We start from the raw sequence: 17313 nt of genomic DNA, 5'->3' as shown, positions 1-17313 counted from the left end.
GTGACGCCCGCCGGGCATCAGTCCTCTGCCTTGACCGGCCGCCAGCGGAGCTTGACCTCGAGGTGGGCGCCGGCGCTGGCGCCGACGATGATGCCGCCGAGTTTGCCGTCCAGCGCGACGCCGAAGGAGATCTCCACCTCGTCGGGGTGGGCGAGGCGGCGGAAGTCCTCGAGCATCTCGGCGGCGGCCGCGGTGACCGGGGCGATGGCCTGGCGCAGCGTCTTCTCGGCCACCTCCATCCGCTCGCCGAGGCCGATGGGGGTGCTGCCGCCGCGCGGGCGGGCCGGGCTCACGGCCACCTTCGCGCCGTCGGCGAGGGTGAACTCCACGATTTCGGGCATAGCGGCTCCCGGGTCAGCTCGGGCTGGAGCAGATCGCGCCGGGGCTGATCTGCGGGGTGTCAGAGGGCTGGCTGGTCTGGCTGGTCTGCAGGCCGTCGAGCAGGCCGGTGATCGTCTGGTCGCGCGGGGTCGGCGCTTCCACGAAGTTCATGACGGCCTGGTAGAACGCGGTGGACATGTCGGGCGTCATCATGTCCGCGGCGCCGAAGCACAGGGGGTGGCCGGAGCTCGGCCGCAGCAGGCCGGCGATGCGCTGCTCCACCGGGCCGGGGTAGACGTCGTTCGGCACCTCCTTGTTCGCGGAGAAGGCGTAGCCGTCGCCCTTGACCCATGCGATCTGCGCGGACTTGCTCGTGAGGTACTGCATCAGCGTGACCGCGGCGGGATTGTCCCTGGTGAACATGCCCAGGAAGTCGGCGGACACTTCGAGCGGGGTGGACGAGGCCGGGGCGACGAAGTCGTAGTCCTTTCCCGGCTTGAGGTCGCTGGAGAAGGCCATGGCGGCCAGTGCGCCGTGCGCGAGTTCGCACCTCGGGCGGCTGTTCGCGGTCATTCCGGCGGCGGCATCGCCGAACGGGGTGGTCGCGGCGTTCTTGGTGCTGCCGTCGACCAGGTCCGCCCACTCGGTCCAGGCGCCCCTGACCGTCTGCCACTGCGCCGACGTGCCGGTCAGCCAGTTCTCGTAGGCGGTCGTGCCGTTCTTCGCGAGGTAGAGGTCTGCGATCCAGTCGGCGCCCGGCCAGCCCGAGGTCGGTCCGGATTCCACGCCCAGGCACCAGAATCCGCTATGACCGGCGGCGAGCGTCTGCAGCCCGGACACGTCGGCGGGCGGCGCCGCCGTGTATTGCGGATCGTACCAAATCAGGCTTTTGACGTCGGCTTTGACGGGTACGGCGTAGACCTTGCCGTCGACGGTCATCAGGCCGCTGAAGGGCTCGAGGAAGTCGCTCGACGCGACGCCTTGGATCGGCTGGAGCGCGCCCGCCTTCGCGTCCTGGTCCACCTCGCCGACGCTCGGCAGCACGGCCAGGTCGGGCGGGGCGTCGGCGCCCACGGCCGCGGCGAGCTGTTCCGTCTGGGCGCGGGTGACCTCCACGTTCACGTGGATGTGAGTGGAGTTCTGGAAGTCCTGGATGACGCGGTAGAACGCGTCGAACTCGGTGCCGCTCCAGGGCACCATGATGGTCACCTGCGCGCTGGTCTGCGCGGCCGTGCCGCAGCCGGCCGCCGCGATGAGCAGGCCGAGTGCCGCGGCGCCGCGCGCGATCGCAGTCTTCTTCATTCTCGTGTTCATCGCGGGCGGAACCTGTACTCGGCCAGGCGGGGGCGGTAGCCGAAGTAGATCAGCAGCAACGCCCCGATGAGCAGGACGCCCTCGACCGCCATCGTCACCGGATGCGCTGTCCACGGATTCGCGGACAGGCGCCCGTCGTCGGCCGCGCTCAGGATGCTGAGGACGACGGCGACGATCGCGGAGTCGGCCGCCGCCGCGAGAAGCAGAGGGCTGATGAAGCGGCGGAAGTGCCGGGCAAGCAGGCCGGCCGTGCCGATCAGCAGGGCCAGCATGACGATCGTCGGCGCGAGCAGCAGCCCGACGAAACGCAGCGGGTGCAGCCAGAACGAGGTTTGCTGGGCAGTCAACGTCTCCTCCTCCAACTGCCTGAGGTCGAGGAGCGCGGCGGTCAGGCCGCCGGTGTCCGGCAGGCGGGCGCCGGAAGCCGTCGTCTGGTCGTGGTCGGTCAGGCATCCGGTGGGCGAGGTGACCACGTCGGGGTCGCGCACCTCGGCGTATTCGAGCACTGCGGCATCGGCCAGCCGTTCGCAGACCTGCAGCTGGCCTTGGACGAACGAGAGCTCCTGTTCTCCGCGCACCCCGGCGGCGTCGCTGTCTCGAACTGCATCGGCGAGGTCCTGCGCCGCTTTGGCGGTGTCGGTGCCGAAGGCCGTGCCTGTGCCGGTCAGTGACGGGTCGCCCTGATGGAAGGCCGCGTACAGCTCGTTGCTCGCCTTCTGCACCGTGCTCTGCGCGTCGGCGACGTCCGCCATCGCCCGCTCGGTCTGGATGGCGGCGGAGATCCGATGGTGGGCCACCACGGCTGTGCCGAAGCAGAGGAGCAGGGTGCTGACGACGGCGGCCAGCATGAGGTTGCGCATGATCCGCAGGACTCTTACCGGGTGGCTGGCGCGCAGGTCCCGGAGGGAGCGCGCCGACCAGCGCGAGACCGCGCGCGGGAAACGCCCGAGCCGCGTCACGACGGACCACCCGCATCGTCGTCGTGGTCGGCAGCGGCGGCGAACCGGTGCCCGCAGCTCTCGCAGATCCGCACCTTCAGCCCGGTGGTGGTCTCCCCGCACTGCGGGCAGACTCGGGATATCAGCCGGGCATAGAGAGTGAGCGGCGCGGCGGGGACGTCCGTGTCCCGCAGCAGATCCTCCGGCACCGGGCCGGTATGGGTGGACTCGATACCGAGCTGTTGGATGAGCGCGCGCTTCTTGGGGTCGACCACCAGCGCGCCGTCCTCGCCGACGAGGGCGAGGGATTCGAGCAGCCGCAGCCGTTCGGTGGCGCCGAGGGCCCGGGCTAGCCTGATCGCCTCGCGCAGTTCCCGGTCCGCGACGGCGAAACGCTTGTCCACGAAGGCTTTCGCGCACGCCCGCATCGCCATGCCCAGGTCGTGCATGCGTTCTTCTCTGGTCAACGGCGCGGACTGCGGCCCCGGGGCATCGGCCGTGGCGAGGCGACGCGCTCGCACCGAGACCGTCTCGGAACGCGGCTCACGGGTGCCGTCCGCCGCGTCGGCCAGCATGGTCACGCGGAGGGCCCGCAGCTGCTGGCCGACCTCCAGGCGGTCCGGATCGACCCGCAGCGAAAGCCGGTACTCGCGCGTCTCGGCCGCCCAGGAACCCAGCGGCACCTGCACGTCCTGGCCCTCGTGCTGAGCTTGCGCGGTCAGGTCCACCTCGATCGGCCGGGACTGCCGGACGAATCCGAGCTCGAATCGTTCGTTGAGATGCAGCCCGAGGTAGACCCTCGGCGTTACCAGACGCCGTACGTCGGCCATCAGCGCGGCGAAGTCCTCGGCCAGATCAGAAACCTCGATGACGGCTCCGGCCGCGCCGTGCAGGGCCTCGGTGATCCGCAGCAGCTCGGCGTAGTTCCAGTCCTCGCCGAGTCCGCGCGCGTCGCAGACGAAGTGGTTCGCGCACGCCGCGAGCGCGGCGTCGAGTTCCTGCGCAGTCTCGTGTTCGTTGCGGCCGTCGGTGTACAGCGCCGCGTGGCGCACGATTCCGGCGTCCACCGCGGCGAACAGCTCATCGGCGCGGCGCAGCCAGCGGCCGATCCTGGTCCCACCCCGGGGCGTCAGGCCTCGTATGCGCTCCTTAGCCGCGCGCCGCGTCGCCGGATCGACCCGAATGAGGCCGCCGGCGAGCGGGAAGAGCACCGAGGCCTCGTGATTGCCCGCGACGACGGCGAGATACGAGCCATCCGGCAGCGCGTCCACGGCGGCGCAGGCCGCCCGCTTCGCCTCGCCCATCTTGCCCGCCGAGGCCATCGAGAGCGAGCGGTCCATCACGAGCACTTCGGCGAAGGGGCTTCGATCGGGGGGCGTCCGGGCGTCGGCGTGGCTGCGCACGGTCAGCAGCACGTCCAGACGCTTGGCGTCCAAGGGCAGGTCCTCGGTGCCGAAGACCTCCACGGTGAACCGCAGTCCGCGCGCGTCGAAGCGCAGCTCAGGTTCCCTCAACGTTCCCAACCCCGACCCGTCCCAGGTTCCGCTGATCGGCCAGCGTATCAGTTCTCGTGCTTGATGCGGCCGGAATCGCCCATTCTCGGCGGAATTCCGCGCAGCCGCCATTCGATCGGCGGACGCAGCTTGTTGGCCAGATCCACCATGGCCACGAAGTCCCGCTCGATCAGCGCATGCTGCGCGGTCTCCCGGATCCGGTCGGAAAGGTCCATCGTCTCGCCGCCGGCCCGGAAGCGCGCGTGCTGGATCTCCACCTCCATCAGAGTCCTTACGCGCTCGTCCACGTCGAGGACGCCTAGCCGCTCCTCGGCGTGGCGCAGGTCCGCCTCGTCCGGCGGGGGCAACGCCTCGGCGCCGGGTGGCTCCGGGCAGGCAGTCAGGAGTCTGATCGCCGCGATCGAGGCCTCGCGTTCGAAGCGGAATTCCTGGGCCAGCCGGTCGGCTACCGCCACCGCCTGGCCGCGATGCCCGATCAGTAGAAGCGCGCGGGCCAGGCCGAAGCCGGCGGCGCCGAGCGCGGGGGCCGTGTCGGACACCGTCTGGTAGTGCAGCCGGGCCACCACCGGATCGCCGGCCAACTCGGCGCACAGCCCGAGCGCGAGCAGCGGGATGAGCTCGCCGGGCAGCATGTCGCGCACGGATCCGAAGTTCGCGGCGGCTTCCTGCGGCCGCTGCCGGACTAGCGAGATCAGCCCGTCGTACCAGCCGCGCAGCCAGTGCCAATCCGGCAACGCGGCCTGCCTCAGCACGTCGTCCGACTCGTCGGCCGACCCGCGGCGCAGCTCGGCGCGGCAGGCGGCGAGCACGCTGCGGATCCGCTCGGCCTCGCGCGGATCGTCGTCCGGATCCTCCAGCGGCATCGGCAGCGCTGCGACAATGTCCTGATACCGCGGGAAGCTGAACGGCTGCGCGATCTGCAACGCCCGGGGCGAGCTGAGCCGCGCCTCGACCCAGTGTGCGATCGGGCGCGGGGCGCCGAGACCGCCGTGCAGCGACTCGGTCATCGAACCGAACAGCATCGAGGGCCTGGTCACCCGTCGGCCCTCCGGCGGCGCCGCGACGACCTGCCGGATCACCCCGCTCAGCTGCTCGGCGAACTGGCGCGCGGTAACGAAGCGGCGCGCGGGCACGGTGACGTCAGTGGCGCGCAGCAGCAAACGGTTCAATGCGTCGACGCCCGGGTCGGTGACCCGATCGCGCAGCGGTTCGCGGCAGAGTTCTTGCAGCGTCCGGCCGAGGCAGAACAGGTCGAAGCCGCGGGTGGGCCGCAGCATCTCCGGGTCGGGCCCGCGCACGCCCTCCGACGAGGGCGGCGCGAAGGGCGCGGTGTACACGCTGACCGGGGTCGTGTCGGCCAGCGTGCGCACGGCGCCGAAGTCGATCAGCCGCACCCGGTCGCGGATCCCGTCCCCGGTCGGCTCGGCGAACCGCATGACGTTCGAGGGATTCACGTCGCAGTGCAGCAGGCCGCGAGCGTGCAGGTAGTCGAGGGCCTGCAGGATCTGCAGGCCGTGGCCGAGGATGACGTCGAGAGGTTCCTCGGGCCGGGCCGAAAGCCGGGAACCGGGCACGTATTCGAGTACGAGGTAGGGGCCGTTGAGCTCGTACGGCTCGTCCGGCTCGTAACTCAGGATCCGTACGATGCTGTCGTGGCGCAGGCCGACCAGGGCGTTGCGCTCAAGCCTGCCGGTCTCGTCCTTCGGGCGCCACAGCGACTTGACCACCACGTCCGCGTCGAGATTGCGGTCGCGCACGAGGTACGTCTTGCCCTGGCCGCCCGCGCCGAGCACGCGCTTGACCTCGTAGCGCCGGGCGATGACCTGTCCGGTCCAGGGCTGGGTGAAGTCGAAGGCGTCGCCGCACTCCGGGCAGAATCCCTTGAGCCGGCCGGGAGATCCGTCAGCGCCGGCGCGCCCGACCGGCGCCGGGCAGGCGGGGTTCGCGCAGTAGCGATGCGACTCGCTCGGCGGCGCGTCCGGGTCCACGTCTTCCTCGGGCGGGACGAGGTCGGTACGGGCGAGGGCCAGGCCCCACCATGGGTCCGGTCGGACCTGTGCCACCCCGACCTTCCCGGCGGGGCCGGCCGGCTCCGACGCAGCGGCGGGCGTGCGCGGCTTCTCGCGCGGGAGCGCGGGCGGAGTTGGTGCGGGCACAGACACCGGCGGCATGTCGCAGACCGTGCAGAACCCTTCGTCGTCGATCTCGCCACGACCGCATTCGGGACGGTTGCATCTCATCGCGGCGCTCCCTCCTCACCTTCCGCTCGGCGCCGGTCGACCTCGTCGGCATAGCGGCGGATGGCTCCGGCCGCGACGGTCAGATCGATCGGCGCGTTCCACAACGCTTCGGAGGCCGTGTCGTGGAACGGCATCAGGTCCACGTCCTCGGCGCCGAAGAAGCGCTCGGCGCGTACCCGCTGCACCTTCAGCTCGGCGCTCAGGTCTTCCCAGGTGTCGAGCATGCGGTGCATCTGCCGGCTATAGCGGCGAACCGCGTGCAGCGCCGCCTCGGCCTGGTCTCGGATCCGGGCGAACTCAGGGTTCGGATCCGCCCGGCCGGCGATGGCGAGCTGCACCCGCAGCCGGGGGGCGACGAGCCGCGGCAACTGCGGCGTGCCGACGTAGCGCAGACCCCATTTGGCTTGCAGGGCACCGGCATCCGCCTCGGCCTGACCGAGTCCTGCGATGTCCTGCTCGGCCTCGGCGCGGAGGGCCGATCCGTGCAGGCGGCCGGTCGCCAGCTCCGGGCCGAGCGAGACCTCGTGGTGCAGGTCCTCGGGCGGCCCGGCGTCGAAGCCGAGGACCAGCCGGATGCCGCGGGACCAGGCCCGGCGGGCCAGCGGCCCGAGCAGCTCGCCGATCAACTCGTCCGGGTCGGCGGCCCGGTCGACCGCGGCGATCACCAGACAGGCCGGCGGCTTGCGGCGGAGCAGCCGGCCGAGCACGTCCGGCTCGCCGGGCCGGAAGCCGAGCCGGTCGGCGAGGTAGGTGCGCACCTCGGCGAGCGACTTGCGGCCCGCGTCGTACGCCGCGTCCACGGTGCCGAAGCCCAGCACGGTGTCCCGCGGGGCCCGGGACAGCTCGATGTCGGTGGTCTTCGGACGGGTCGCGGGGTCGGCCGTGCGCACCAGCCGCACCAGCCAGGAGGTGCCGGTCTGGGTGGCCCCGCCGGTGAGCACCACCGTGCCCGCCCACGGCCCGATGAGCAGCTTCGTCAGCTCCTGGGTCAGGGCGAGGCGCAGCGGGTCGTCCAGGGCCCGGTCCGGGGCGGCGGATTCGAGCTCCGGCAGCACGCTGGTCTGCTCGCCGTCCACGTACTGCGCGAGTTGTGGCAGATAGCTGAGAACGGTCTCGGTGGGCAGCATCCAGCCGGCTTTGTCGTTGGTCTCGGGATCGACGTAGGCCCGCGCCACCAGGCCGATCACCCGGCCCTCGAACTCGCCGTCGAGTGCCAGCGCGCCGGAGCCGGAGTAGCCCTCCTGGAGCCACTGCCCGTTCGGCTCGACCCGGCTCAGGCCCGCCCACTCCCCCTCACGGCCGCCGGCGCCGGCCAGCCGCGCGACGACCGGCAGCCCGAATCTCGGCTCCCACGCCGGGAATCCGTACAAGCGCACCAGGCCGCCGGAGACGGGTGCCCGGGACAGCCGGGTGGCCGCGCCGCAGGGTGTGGGCTCATCGAGTTCGAGCAGGGCGACGTCACCGCGCCAGGTGCCGTTGCGGTAGACCCACGAGTCCGGGCTCAGCCGGGCCGGGATGCTCCAGTCCGGGTGGCACATGGTGCTGGAGATCCGCACGTGCGAGAACCGGCCGCCGGGAGCGGCGCCCGCATCGGCGACCACGTGCGCGCAGGTGAGCACGTGCCGGTCGCTCAGCAGGATCCCGGCTCCGTGCGTGTTCTCCTCCGCGTCGTCGACCCTCACCCGCCAGGCGACGTCACTGTGCCGGTGCCCGTCCATGACTCCACGGTAACGGCAAGCGCAACAGAGTACTGATGCTTTCGGCAGAAAGCCGCGGCGGCGGACCTGGGCTGGTCTACGCCGGACGACGCGTTCTACTGCGAATTGGTGATCGGCTGGGTGTTGGTGGCGTGTCGGGTTGGGGTGGTCGTCGTGGTGCGGGCAGCCGCTTCGCGTCGCTCGTTTTGTCCGACCACCCACCCACCCGTTGCGTGGGCGGGGACGGGCTGCGGTTTCAAGCTTTCGCCTCCGGCGCGGGCCCTTCCTCGGAGAGAGTGCCGAGGCCTGTGGGGTGCTGGCGTTGGCGGGGCGGGCTGGGGTTCGGGGTGGTCGGGTGCCGGGTGTGTGCTCTCTCCTCGGTCGGTCCCCGGAGGCAATCAGGAACCTGCCGGGAGGTCAAGCGGCGGTGGCTCTGGCTGATGGTCGATTGTGCAGGGCGCCGCTTGACCTCCCGGCAGAACCCTGATCGGGCTTCGCCTGCCCGACCGAGGAGAGAACCCACCCCCTGGGGAGTGGTGCGAGCTGCGCTCGGGCCGGGTCCCGTCCCGTGGCCCGGTCGCGCTCGGTGCGGAAGAATCCTGCATCGCCGTTCTGGGCCGCTGTCTTCTCCTCTACTCCTTCAACGCCGGGGAGCACGCCCGAGTGCCCGGAAATCTCCCATATTTTTTCTTTTCCGGCAAAGGACGGATACGCGGTTTTTGTCGGTGATGGCGTCTAGCATGGAAGAGTAGGGGATCGGGGCTTGTGACGGGAGGGTGGTGGACGGGGTGGCTGGTCAGATGGCGTCGGGAGAGTGGCCGAAAGCGGTGCAGGATTTCCCCTCGACGTGCGACAGCGCCACACGACCCGAGCACCGGCGCCTTCACACGGATCGAGGGTCGAGATGCTCGGATCAGGGCGATGCAGAATCCTTCCGCATCGAACGCGGCCGGCCTGCGGGATTCCGCAGCGAGGTCTGGGATCGGGGCCGACCGCACCAAGGCGCTGCACGATTCAGCAGCAAGCGCGACCGGAGCACCGACCCCATCGCGCGGATCAAGGGTCGGGATGGCGGATCACGGCGATGCAGGATTCTTCCGGATCGAACGCGACCGGGCCACGGGATGGGACTCGGCCCGAGCGCAGCTCGCACCGGACCCTCAGGGGGTGGGCTCTCTCCTCGGTCGGGCAGGCGAAGCCCGATCAGGGTTCTGCCGGGAGGTCAAGCGGCGCCATGCAGAATCAAGCACCAGCCCAAGCCACCGCCGCTTGACCTCCCGGCAGGTCCCTGATTGCCTCCGGGGGCCGACCGAGGAGAGAGCACACACCCGCAACCCCACCACCCCGAACCCCAGCCCGCCCCGCCAACCACGCCACCCCACAGACCCCGGCAATCTCTCCGAGGGAAGGGCCCCCGCCGGAGGCGAGATCTTGAAACCTCAGCCCACCCCGCCAACGCAACGGGCGGGTGGGTGGTCAGACGAACCGGGCGGCGCGAAGCGCCCGCCCACACCACGACGACCACCCCAACCCGACACGCCACCAACACCCAGCCGATCATCAATTCGTTCTAGGCTTTTTCGGCTGAGGATTCTCCGCCGACGACGCGGGCGAGGACGAGGGCGAAGAGGATGACGCCGCCGTTGATGGCCAGCTGCCAGTAGTTCGGGGCGTTGGAGAGGTTGATGATGTTCTGGACCAGGCCGAGCAGGATCACGCCGCTGGCAGCCCCGAGCATCGTGCCCTTGCCGCCCTGGAGCGAGACCCCGCCGATCACCGCCGCGGCGAAGACCGTGAAGATGATCCCTTCCTGGTAGCCCTGGTCCCCGGTGACCGAGGAGACCCGGCCGGCCTCGATCAGACCACCGAGCGCCGCGAGCACCGACCCGGCGACATACACGCCGATCTTGATGCGGTCCACCCGGATCCCGGCGGCACGCGCCGCCTCCGCGTTCCCGCCGATCGCGTAGATCGCCCGGCCGGTACGGTGATACCGCAGGAACAGACCCGCCGCGATGAACACGATCGCCGCGACCACCAGGGAGACCGGGACCTTGCCCATGAACTCCGCCCCGATGTAACTGAACGCCGAGGGCAGCTGATACGGGGACTGGCCCTGGACACTGCCGTTCTGCAGACCGGCGAGCAGCACCGTCATCCCGAGCGTGACGATGAACCCGTTCAACCGCGCCTTGACGATCAGCAGGCCGTTGACCAGGCCCACCGCCGCACCGATCGCGAACACGATCAGGATCCCGATCACCGGGTTGAGCATCAGCCCGGAACCGAACGCCGCCTTGGGCACGATCAACCACGCCGCGATCATCGGGGCCAGGCCGTAGGTGGACTCCAGGGACAGGTCCATCCCGCCGATCAACAGGATCAGGCTCTCGCCGACCACGGTGATCCCGAGCGCGGAGACCTGCTGGCCCACCCCGGAGATCAGGTTGTCCGCGGTCAGGAACACCGGACTGATCACCGCCCCGACCACCAGGATCACAACGAGCACCGGCAGCAACGCCGCCTCACGCACAAAACCAAGGGCCACCGGGCCGCGCACGCCAAGCCGGGCGGGCGTGGCCGGCGCGGCCTTGGGCGCTGGTTGCTGGGTCTGGGTCACTTAAGCATCTCCTGGTTCTTCTGGCCGCGCACCGTCGCCGGCGGCATCGGAGGCGATCGAGGTGCCGGCGACGCCCTCGATCGTGGCGATCATCGCGGTGCGGTCGAATCGGCTGCCGCCGGGTACCTCGGCCACGACCCGCCCGCGCGCGATCACCAAAACGCGGTCGCAGTACGCGAGGTCGTCCAATTCGTCGGTGGCCAGCAACAGCCCGGCCCCGGCGTCCGCCGCCCGGCGCAAAGCCCGCAGCAGCAACTCCTTCGAGGCCACGTCCACACCCCGCGTCGGGGTGATCGCGACCACCAGCTTCGGGTCCCGGGCGAGCGCCCTGGCCACGGTCACCTTCTGCTGGTTCCCGCCGGACAGATCGGACACATGCTGACCGAGCGAGGAAGCGACCAGGGCAAGCGATTCCGCCCATGGCTCCGCCGCCTCGGTCACCGCGCGCCGTCGGAGCACGCCGAACTTCCCGGCGGAGAGCCGGTCGGTGATCGACATGGTCATGTTCTCGGCTATCGACAGGCCGCCGACGAATCCGGCGGCGCGTCGATCCTCGGGGATGTAGCCGACACCGGCGTCGAGCGCGGCAGCGCGGTCACCACCGGCCAGCGCGGCGCCGTCGACGAGCAGGCCGCCGCCGTCTCCGGGGTCGATCCCGGCCGCTATCCGTCCGAGGGTGACCACGCCGGAACTGATCAGGCCGACCACGCCGACGCTCTCACCCGGCGCGACCGTGAGCGATACGCCGTTGAGATCGCCGTGCTCTGATTTGGCAGTGAGCGAGCGCAGTTCGAGTACGGGGCCGGCCGCGGCCTCGTTCGCCGTCTCCGGGTGCACCGGCAGGTCTTCCACCGACGTATGCGAAACCTGATAGGCGAGCTCGGCTTCAGTGGGGCCGCCGACGTGGCCGTGCACCATCGCGTTGACCAGGCCATCAGTGCTGAGATCGGCCGTGGGGGCGGCGAGCACGAGCTCGCCGTCCCGCAGCACGGCGACCTCGTCGCAGATGTCGAAGACTTCTTCGAGGTGGTGCGAGATGTAGAGCACTGCCACGCCGGAGTCCACCAGCTGGCGGACTCTCGTGAACAGCCGCAGCACCGCGTCGCGCTCCAGGGCCGCGGTCGGCTCGTCGAGCAGCAGCACCTTGGTGCCGGACGCTACCGCCCGCGCCAACTCCACGATCTGGCGCTGTTCCACGGACAGGTCGCGGCAGGCCCTGGCCGGGTTCACGCCGCTGCCCCACTCACCGAGCACCTCCGCGGCCTCCGCCTTCACCGCGCGCCAGTCGACTTTGCCGCGCTGGTGCGGGAGACGGCCCAAGAAGACGTTCTCGGCGACGGTGAGTTCGGGCACGATCATCGAGTGCTGATGGACCGTGGCGAGCTTGCGCCGCCAGGCGTGCACCGCGCCCGCCGGGGGCGCGGCCTCGCCGTCGAAGGTGACCTCCCCCTCATCCGGCCGCTGCAGGCCGGAGAGGATGGAGACCATGGTGGACTTGCCGGCGCCGTTGCGCCCGACCAGCCCGAGGCACCGGCCCGGGGCAAGCGCGAGATCCACCCCGCGCAGCGCGCGGGTCGAGCCGTAGCTCTTGTGGATCCCGCGCGCCTCAACAGCCGGGGTGAGCTCAGTGGTCATGAGTTGGCGCCGGACGAGCACACACCGCCGTGTGCCGCGCCGTAGACGTTGCCCCACAGGCTCGAGTCGCTCACCGCGGTCGTGGTCAGCGAGCCGGGCAGCGAGTCCACCGGGGAGGCGAGGTTCAGGTTCAGCGTGTCGTTGGTGACGAATGGCGCCACGATCGGGTCGGCCAGGTTCGTGTCGCCGTTGTAGGTGACGTTCTGCAGCGTCGGCGCGCCGCCACCGGGCTGACCGGCGGAGAGCTTCACACCCTTCGCGGCGTCGATCGCGTACTGCAGCGCGTACTTCGCGTACAGGTCCGCCGGCTGCGACTGCGAAGCGTCCAGGGTGCCCTGCTGGATGTCGCACATCTCGAAGGCGACACCGTCGTCACTGACCATGATGACGTGGTTCGCGTCGCCGACCTTGCCGTAGCCCTTCTTCGCCAACAACGGCAGGATGCCCGTGTCAGGGCTCGACCACTGCGAGTAGATCGCCTTCAGCTGGCTGCCGTACGCGTTCAGCGCGTTCTGCGCGTCAGTCACCGCAGTCGACTCGGTCCACACCGTCGGGTCCTTCAGCAGCTTGACCCCGGGGTCGTTCGCCGCCATGCAGTCATTGAACGCATTGGTGCGGTCCGCGCCGTTCGAGGAGGTCAGATCGCCCTCAAGATCGAGCACGTACCCTGACTTGACCTTCGAGGAGATGTACGCGCAGGCGTCCTGGCCGTACAGCGTGTTCGAAGCCCGCACCACCATGTACACGTGGCCCGTGCCCACGATCGTGTCCACCGACACCAGCTGCACGTTGTGCGCCGCCGCATAAGAGATCGCCGGGCCGAGGCTCGTCGCGGTCTCCGGGTTCACGATGATCGCCTTCGCGCCCTCGTTCACCAATGTCTCGATCTGCTGGTTCTGCAACGACGCGTCCGCCTGGGCCAGCTCCGGACCGAGCAGCTGCACCCCGTCCTGACTCGCGTACTGCTGCTCGTACTGGATGTACGCCGCCCAGAAAGCCGTGTTGTTGTACGTCAACGAAACGCCGATCTTGATCGGCCCGCTGTTGCCGGCCGCGGAGGTGGCGTTCGAAGATCCAGGAGCCTTGGAGGAGCAGCCCCCGATTGCCAGGGTGGCAGCGGATATGCACGCTGCGAAGAGAGCGGCTTGCCGACGTGCTCGCATCGAGACCTCCGGTGGTCATCGAAGCCCGGAGTCGTCATCCGGGCGAGGTGGGCATCACGATAGATCCGATGAATCAGTGCGTCAATCAAAAACCCATGAACCACTTGCCGATCGAAGTCTCATCGAAGATTGCGGGGGAAACTCAGGCCTCCGATCTTCGGGCAACGGATAGCGGCGGCGGGACGATCAGGCGTCCCACCGCCGCTTTCCTGCGGGGCGTCAGCTCAGCGCGAGGCCGAAGACGTGGATCGCCGGCGTGCCCGCGGCCAGCGCGGATCCGGCCGGCAGGGCCACCGAGGCCACGGTCTTGCCCGCGGTGAGTGCCACGTTCACCGAGAAGACGTCGGCGGTGTGCGCGTAGGTCGTGTTGCCCTGCCTGTTCTGATAGGTGGAGTTGATCGCGACCGCGCCGCCGGTCGGCGCGGTCGTGGCGAACCAGTCAGGCACAGTGATCGTGTAAGTCTGGATGCTGCCATCGGTATAGGTGATCGTTCCGGTACCGGTGGCCGGCCCGTAACTCGCGGACACCAGGAACCCGAGATCCGCGGCACTGCCGGACACCGAGACGACCTGCCCCTCGGCCACCGTGTTGTCGTTCGCACCGGCCGCGACATTGGGGAACGTGTACGTCACGCCGTTCGAGGCGACCTGCGCGCCCGGACCCGCGCCGGCGTTGGTCAGCGCGGTCTCGGAGAAACTCGCGTTGCCGCCGTCGAAGTTGCCGGCCGCGGTGTTGTTGTCCGCGGTGATCGCCACATTGTTGAAGGTGCTGGCGAGCGAGACTCCGCCGCTGGCCGACGCGAACGTCAGGTAATTGGCGTTCCAGCCGCCGTTGTCCTCGTTGAGGGTCAGCGTCTGCGTACCGGCCGGCAGGGTCACATTCGCGGACACTGTCGTCCAAGTCTGATATCCGCCGGTGGAAGGCACGTTGATGTTGCCGCTGAGGTTGCTGCCGGAGCTGTTGGAGATGTGCAGGCCGTCGGTGACGGCGTTGGGCGCGGCCAGGCGCAGGTTGAGCGTGTACGTGCCCGCGGTGGCCACCTTGACGGTGTACTTGAACCACTGGCCGCCGGAGGTCCAGCCGAGGTCGTCGCCGCCGTTGGTGTCGCTGGTGGCCTCCAGATCGACGCCGTCCGAGCGGTAGCTGTTGGCGCTGCCGTTCACCGAGCTGACGCTGTAGGCCACGCCCTGGCCGCCGGTGTCGTAGTTCTCGGCCTGCACGGTGCCGGGCACGGTCGCCGCGGTGCCGCCGTAGGGAGCCTCCGCCGAGCCGCTGTTGCCCGGCAGCCCGATCTGGGCGATGCCGCCGAGCTTCTTGTAGGTGGTCGCCTGGGTTCCGGTGACCTGCACGAAGCCGAGCGAGGTGGTGAGGTTGCCCGGCTGCTCCACCAGATACGTGCTGCCCGCCGTGACCGGGACGCTCAGCGTCGCGGCCGTGGTCGCGGCGACGACGACGGCGCCGGTCGATCCGTTGACCACCTCGGCCTGCGAGCCGGACCACGGGTTGCGCACGCTCAGCGTGCCGGTCGTGCCCGCCTGGATCGCCGCCGTGGCCAGCGTGCCGCTCTCCACCTGCACGTCGACCTTGGAGCCGCCGCGGATGTAGACGGTGCCCGATCCGTCCCAGCCCGAGGGCCAGGCCGGAGCGAAGCGGATGGTGCCGTCGTAGTCGGTGGCCAGCGCCTCGTCCAAGGCCGTCGCCACGGTCGAGGACTGCTCGATGTACGGCTCGTCCGTGGAGCTCGGGCTGAAGGCCGCCAGTCCGTCGATGTAGTACTGGTACTTCTCGGTCTCGGTGACGAGGTTGGAGGAGACCGCCGAGCCGTTGTCGAGGCGCGCGGCGTCGACGGCGTCGAAGGTCCAGTCGTTCGAGTCGGTGTTCGGCTTGGAGTTGTAGGTGCGGTTGGCCAGCGCCGTCAGGTTGTCACCGTTGACGGTGGTGCTGTCGCCGATCACGCCCCACGGCCAGACCGCCTCCAGCCCGATGTTCTCGCCGTTGCGGAGAGTCGCAGAGGGCTGGTACGAATCGCCGATCGCGTCGTTGCCCGAAGCGTCGAGCGAGGCGACCGCGGAGGCGGTGGTGGGCTGCGCGTTGAGCAGCGAGGACAGGTTCGAGGTGCTCACCCGGGGCAGCGGCTCGATCTCGTTCTCGGCCGTCTTCAGCTGCGAGACCAGCGAGGAGTCGGTGCCCAGGATCGTCGCGGCCTGGACCACCGCCGGGAACAGCGCCTGGTCCGCGACCAGGTCCGTGGTCGGATCGGTCACCGCCCACTGCGTCTCGTGCGCGTTGGCGGTGGCGTGCAGGAATCCGTCCGAGCCGACGCTCTGCCACGCGAGCAGGAAGGTCGCGGTCTGCTCGAGGATCGGGTAGTAGGTCTGCAGGAAGCTGGTGCTGCCGGTGTCGAGGTACTGCTGCCAGATCCACAGCGCGAGCTCGGCGCCGCTGGTGATGTCCTCGGCGTTGTACGACGGGCTCGACGCGGTCGCGCACGAGGCGTTCGAGCTGTTGCTTCCGCCGTTGTAGTACCCGTTGCCGTTGAACCGCATCGTCTCCGGCACGCAGGCCCCTGCTTTGCCGCCCATCTGCGCGCTGGTCCACGACTCGATCGCCGGCAGGTCATTGAGATACATGTTGAAGATCGGGACGTTGTCCGCGAAGGCGCCGGAGCTCAGGTTCGCCGCGATCTGGCCGCGCAGGTTCCACAGCCAGTACCCGGCCGGGTACCAGTCCTGCTGGTCCTCGTCGTAGGCGAACATGTCCGCCACGCCGGCCTGGCTGCCCGGGTACGCGCCGGACTTCATCGAGGCCGCTTCGTCGTACAGATACAGGGTCCTGAGGTTCTCCATGTACTGCGCCGAGCCGTCGGAGGAGTTCGCCTCGATCAGCCCGGTATTGGCCCAGTAGTTGTTCCACCAGGACGACTGCGTGGCCAGCAGCGTCGAGGCGGCCGTGCTCGTGTCCGAGCCGATCAGCGAGCTGGCCGTGGAGGTGGCGGTGCCACCGGTCCACTTCGGCGCGGCCACGACGACCGAGTACGAGCCGGTCGACGAGGCGTTGAAGGACACCTTGACCTGGGTCGAGTTGACCACCGAGCCGGTCACGTTCGCGCCGCCCGCGGTGATCGCGGCCATGGCGCCGAAGGTCTGGCCCGAGTTGCCGGTCTGGCTGTTGTCCACCCAGGTCTGCGCCAGCGCGGCGTACGCGCCGGAGCTCGAGGTGGACGGCGACCGTCCGCTCCACAGGCTGAGCGTGGCGCTCTCCGCGGCGTTCGCGGCGGCGCCGGTCACCTCGACGACGAGCTCGTCCTTGCCGGCCGGAACCCATGCCTGCAGGGTCATCCCGCCGCCCGACTCGTCGAGCACCCCGTTGTACACGTCGAGATGGCCGGTGAAGTTCGAGGCCGAGGTCATCGCGGACAGCCCCGGAATGTTCAGCTGCCCGGGCGAGAGCCGGTTGGGCATGGTGTCGCTGCGGTTGAGCTGGGCGGTGAAGCCGTTGGCGGCCCAGGCGGCCACCCCCAGCGAGCCGTTGCCCAGCGGCATGGACTGGCTGGCGGCGGTGTTGGCCGCGCCGAGCACCACGTCCGAGCGACTGACCACACCTCCGATGTTCATCGAGAACGCGCCGTTCTGCCAAGCGGTCGTCAAAGTGGCGGCCGCGGCCGTCCCGGTCCCTCCGGCGACGGCTAGCGCCGCGATCAGCGCGACACCGAGCCCCGCGCCGAGCACGGGGTGTCGTGGTCTGGTTCGAGTGAGCACTGGTCCTCCTGCACGCGTCATTGCGCCTGCGATCCGCGTGGGTGCGGATACATCGGATGTGTTGATAGCAGGAAACGCCGAGCGCGTCTATACATCCGGGAAGTTCCGGAAC

Annotated in this window: 10 protein-coding genes; all 10 read right to left on the bottom strand. The window is 69.9% G+C overall.

Features of this window, described 5'->3' with window-relative positions:
• Nucleotides 1-17: 17 nt before the first annotated feature.
• Entirely contained in the window at nucleotides 18-341 is a 324-nt protein-coding gene (locus ACTRO_RS30780) for a CU044_2847 family protein (RefSeq protein WP_034268720.1), read from the bottom strand.
• A 13-nt stretch (nucleotides 342-354) separates the two neighbouring features.
• The gene (locus ACTRO_RS48345) at nucleotides 355-1623 is read right to left on the bottom strand and encodes an ABC transporter substrate-binding protein (protein WP_034268717.1); all 1269 of its coding nucleotides are present in this window, start codon (nucleotides 1621-1623) and stop codon (nucleotides 355-357) included.
• Nucleotides 1624-1631: 8 nt separating this feature from the next.
• Nucleotides 1632-2594, bottom strand: a complete 963-nt coding sequence (locus tag ACTRO_RS48340) for a hypothetical protein (protein ID WP_034268715.1) — start codon at nucleotides 2592-2594, stop codon at nucleotides 1632-1634.
• The gene (locus ACTRO_RS30765; protein ID WP_034268713.1) at nucleotides 2591-4087 is read right to left on the bottom strand and encodes a vWA domain-containing protein; all 1497 of its coding nucleotides are present in this window, start codon (nucleotides 4085-4087) and stop codon (nucleotides 2591-2593) included. Before ACTRO_RS30765 ends, ACTRO_RS48340 begins: the two co-directional genes overlap by 4 nt.
• Before the next feature lie 47 nt (nucleotides 4088-4134).
• A complete protein-coding gene (locus ACTRO_RS30760; RefSeq protein WP_169739972.1) occupies nucleotides 4135-6150 on the bottom strand; it encodes a serine/threonine protein kinase in 2016 nt (671 codons plus the stop codon).
• A 173-nt stretch (nucleotides 6151-6323) separates the two neighbouring features.
• A complete protein-coding gene (locus ACTRO_RS30755) occupies nucleotides 6324-8045 on the bottom strand; it encodes a trypsin-like serine peptidase (protein WP_034268708.1) in 1722 nt (573 codons plus the stop codon).
• Nucleotides 8046-9594: 1549 nt separating this feature from the next.
• Nucleotides 9595-10644, bottom strand: coding sequence for an ABC transporter permease (locus ACTRO_RS30750; RefSeq protein WP_034268705.1), 1050 nt, complete (start codon nucleotides 10642-10644; stop codon nucleotides 9595-9597).
• Nucleotides 10645-12279, bottom strand: a complete 1635-nt coding sequence (locus ACTRO_RS30745) for a sugar ABC transporter ATP-binding protein (protein WP_063628308.1) — start codon at nucleotides 12277-12279, stop codon at nucleotides 10645-10647.
• Nucleotides 12276-13442 carry a sugar ABC transporter substrate-binding protein gene (locus ACTRO_RS30740; protein WP_084316644.1) on the bottom strand — a complete coding sequence of 389 codons (1167 nt, stop codon included), beginning with the start codon at nucleotides 13440-13442 and terminating at the stop codon, nucleotides 12276-12278. The genes ACTRO_RS30745 and ACTRO_RS30740 overlap by 4 nt, the downstream gene beginning before the upstream one ends.
• Before the next feature lie 219 nt (nucleotides 13443-13661).
• Nucleotides 13662-17201 (bottom strand): carbohydrate-binding protein, encoded by a 3540-nt coding sequence (locus tag ACTRO_RS30735; RefSeq protein WP_245594539.1) that lies wholly within the window; start codon nucleotides 17199-17201, stop codon nucleotides 13662-13664.
• Nucleotides 17202-17313 lie beyond the last annotated feature (112 nt).

The organism is Actinospica robiniae DSM 44927, from assembly GCF_000504285.1.
In the GTDB taxonomy this organism is placed as follows: domain Bacteria; phylum Actinomycetota; class Actinomycetes; order Streptomycetales; family Catenulisporaceae; genus Actinospica; species Actinospica robiniae.
Note: the sequence above shows the minus strand (reverse complement) of the source record. Positions and strands in the feature narration are given on the sequence as shown.

Excerpts from the sequence above, each read along its gene's own strand:
- ACTRO_RS30745 (WP_063628308.1), bottom strand. The coding sequence starts at position 12,279 with ATGACCACTGAGCTCACCCCGGCTGTTGAGGCGCGCGGGATCCACAAG.
- ACTRO_RS30755 (WP_034268708.1), bottom strand. The coding sequence starts at position 8,045 with ATGGACGGGCACCGGCACAGTGACGTCGCCTGGCGGGTGAGGGTCGAC.
- ACTRO_RS30780 (WP_034268720.1), bottom strand. The coding sequence starts at position 341 with ATGCCCGAAATCGTGGAGTTCACCCTCGCCGACGGCGCGAAGGTGGCC.
- ACTRO_RS30740 (WP_084316644.1), bottom strand. The coding sequence starts at position 13,442 with ATGCGAGCACGTCGGCAAGCCGCTCTCTTCGCAGCGTGCATATCCGCT.
- ACTRO_RS48345 (WP_034268717.1), bottom strand. The coding sequence starts at position 1,623 with ATGAAGAAGACTGCGATCGCGCGCGGCGCCGCGGCACTCGGCCTGCTC.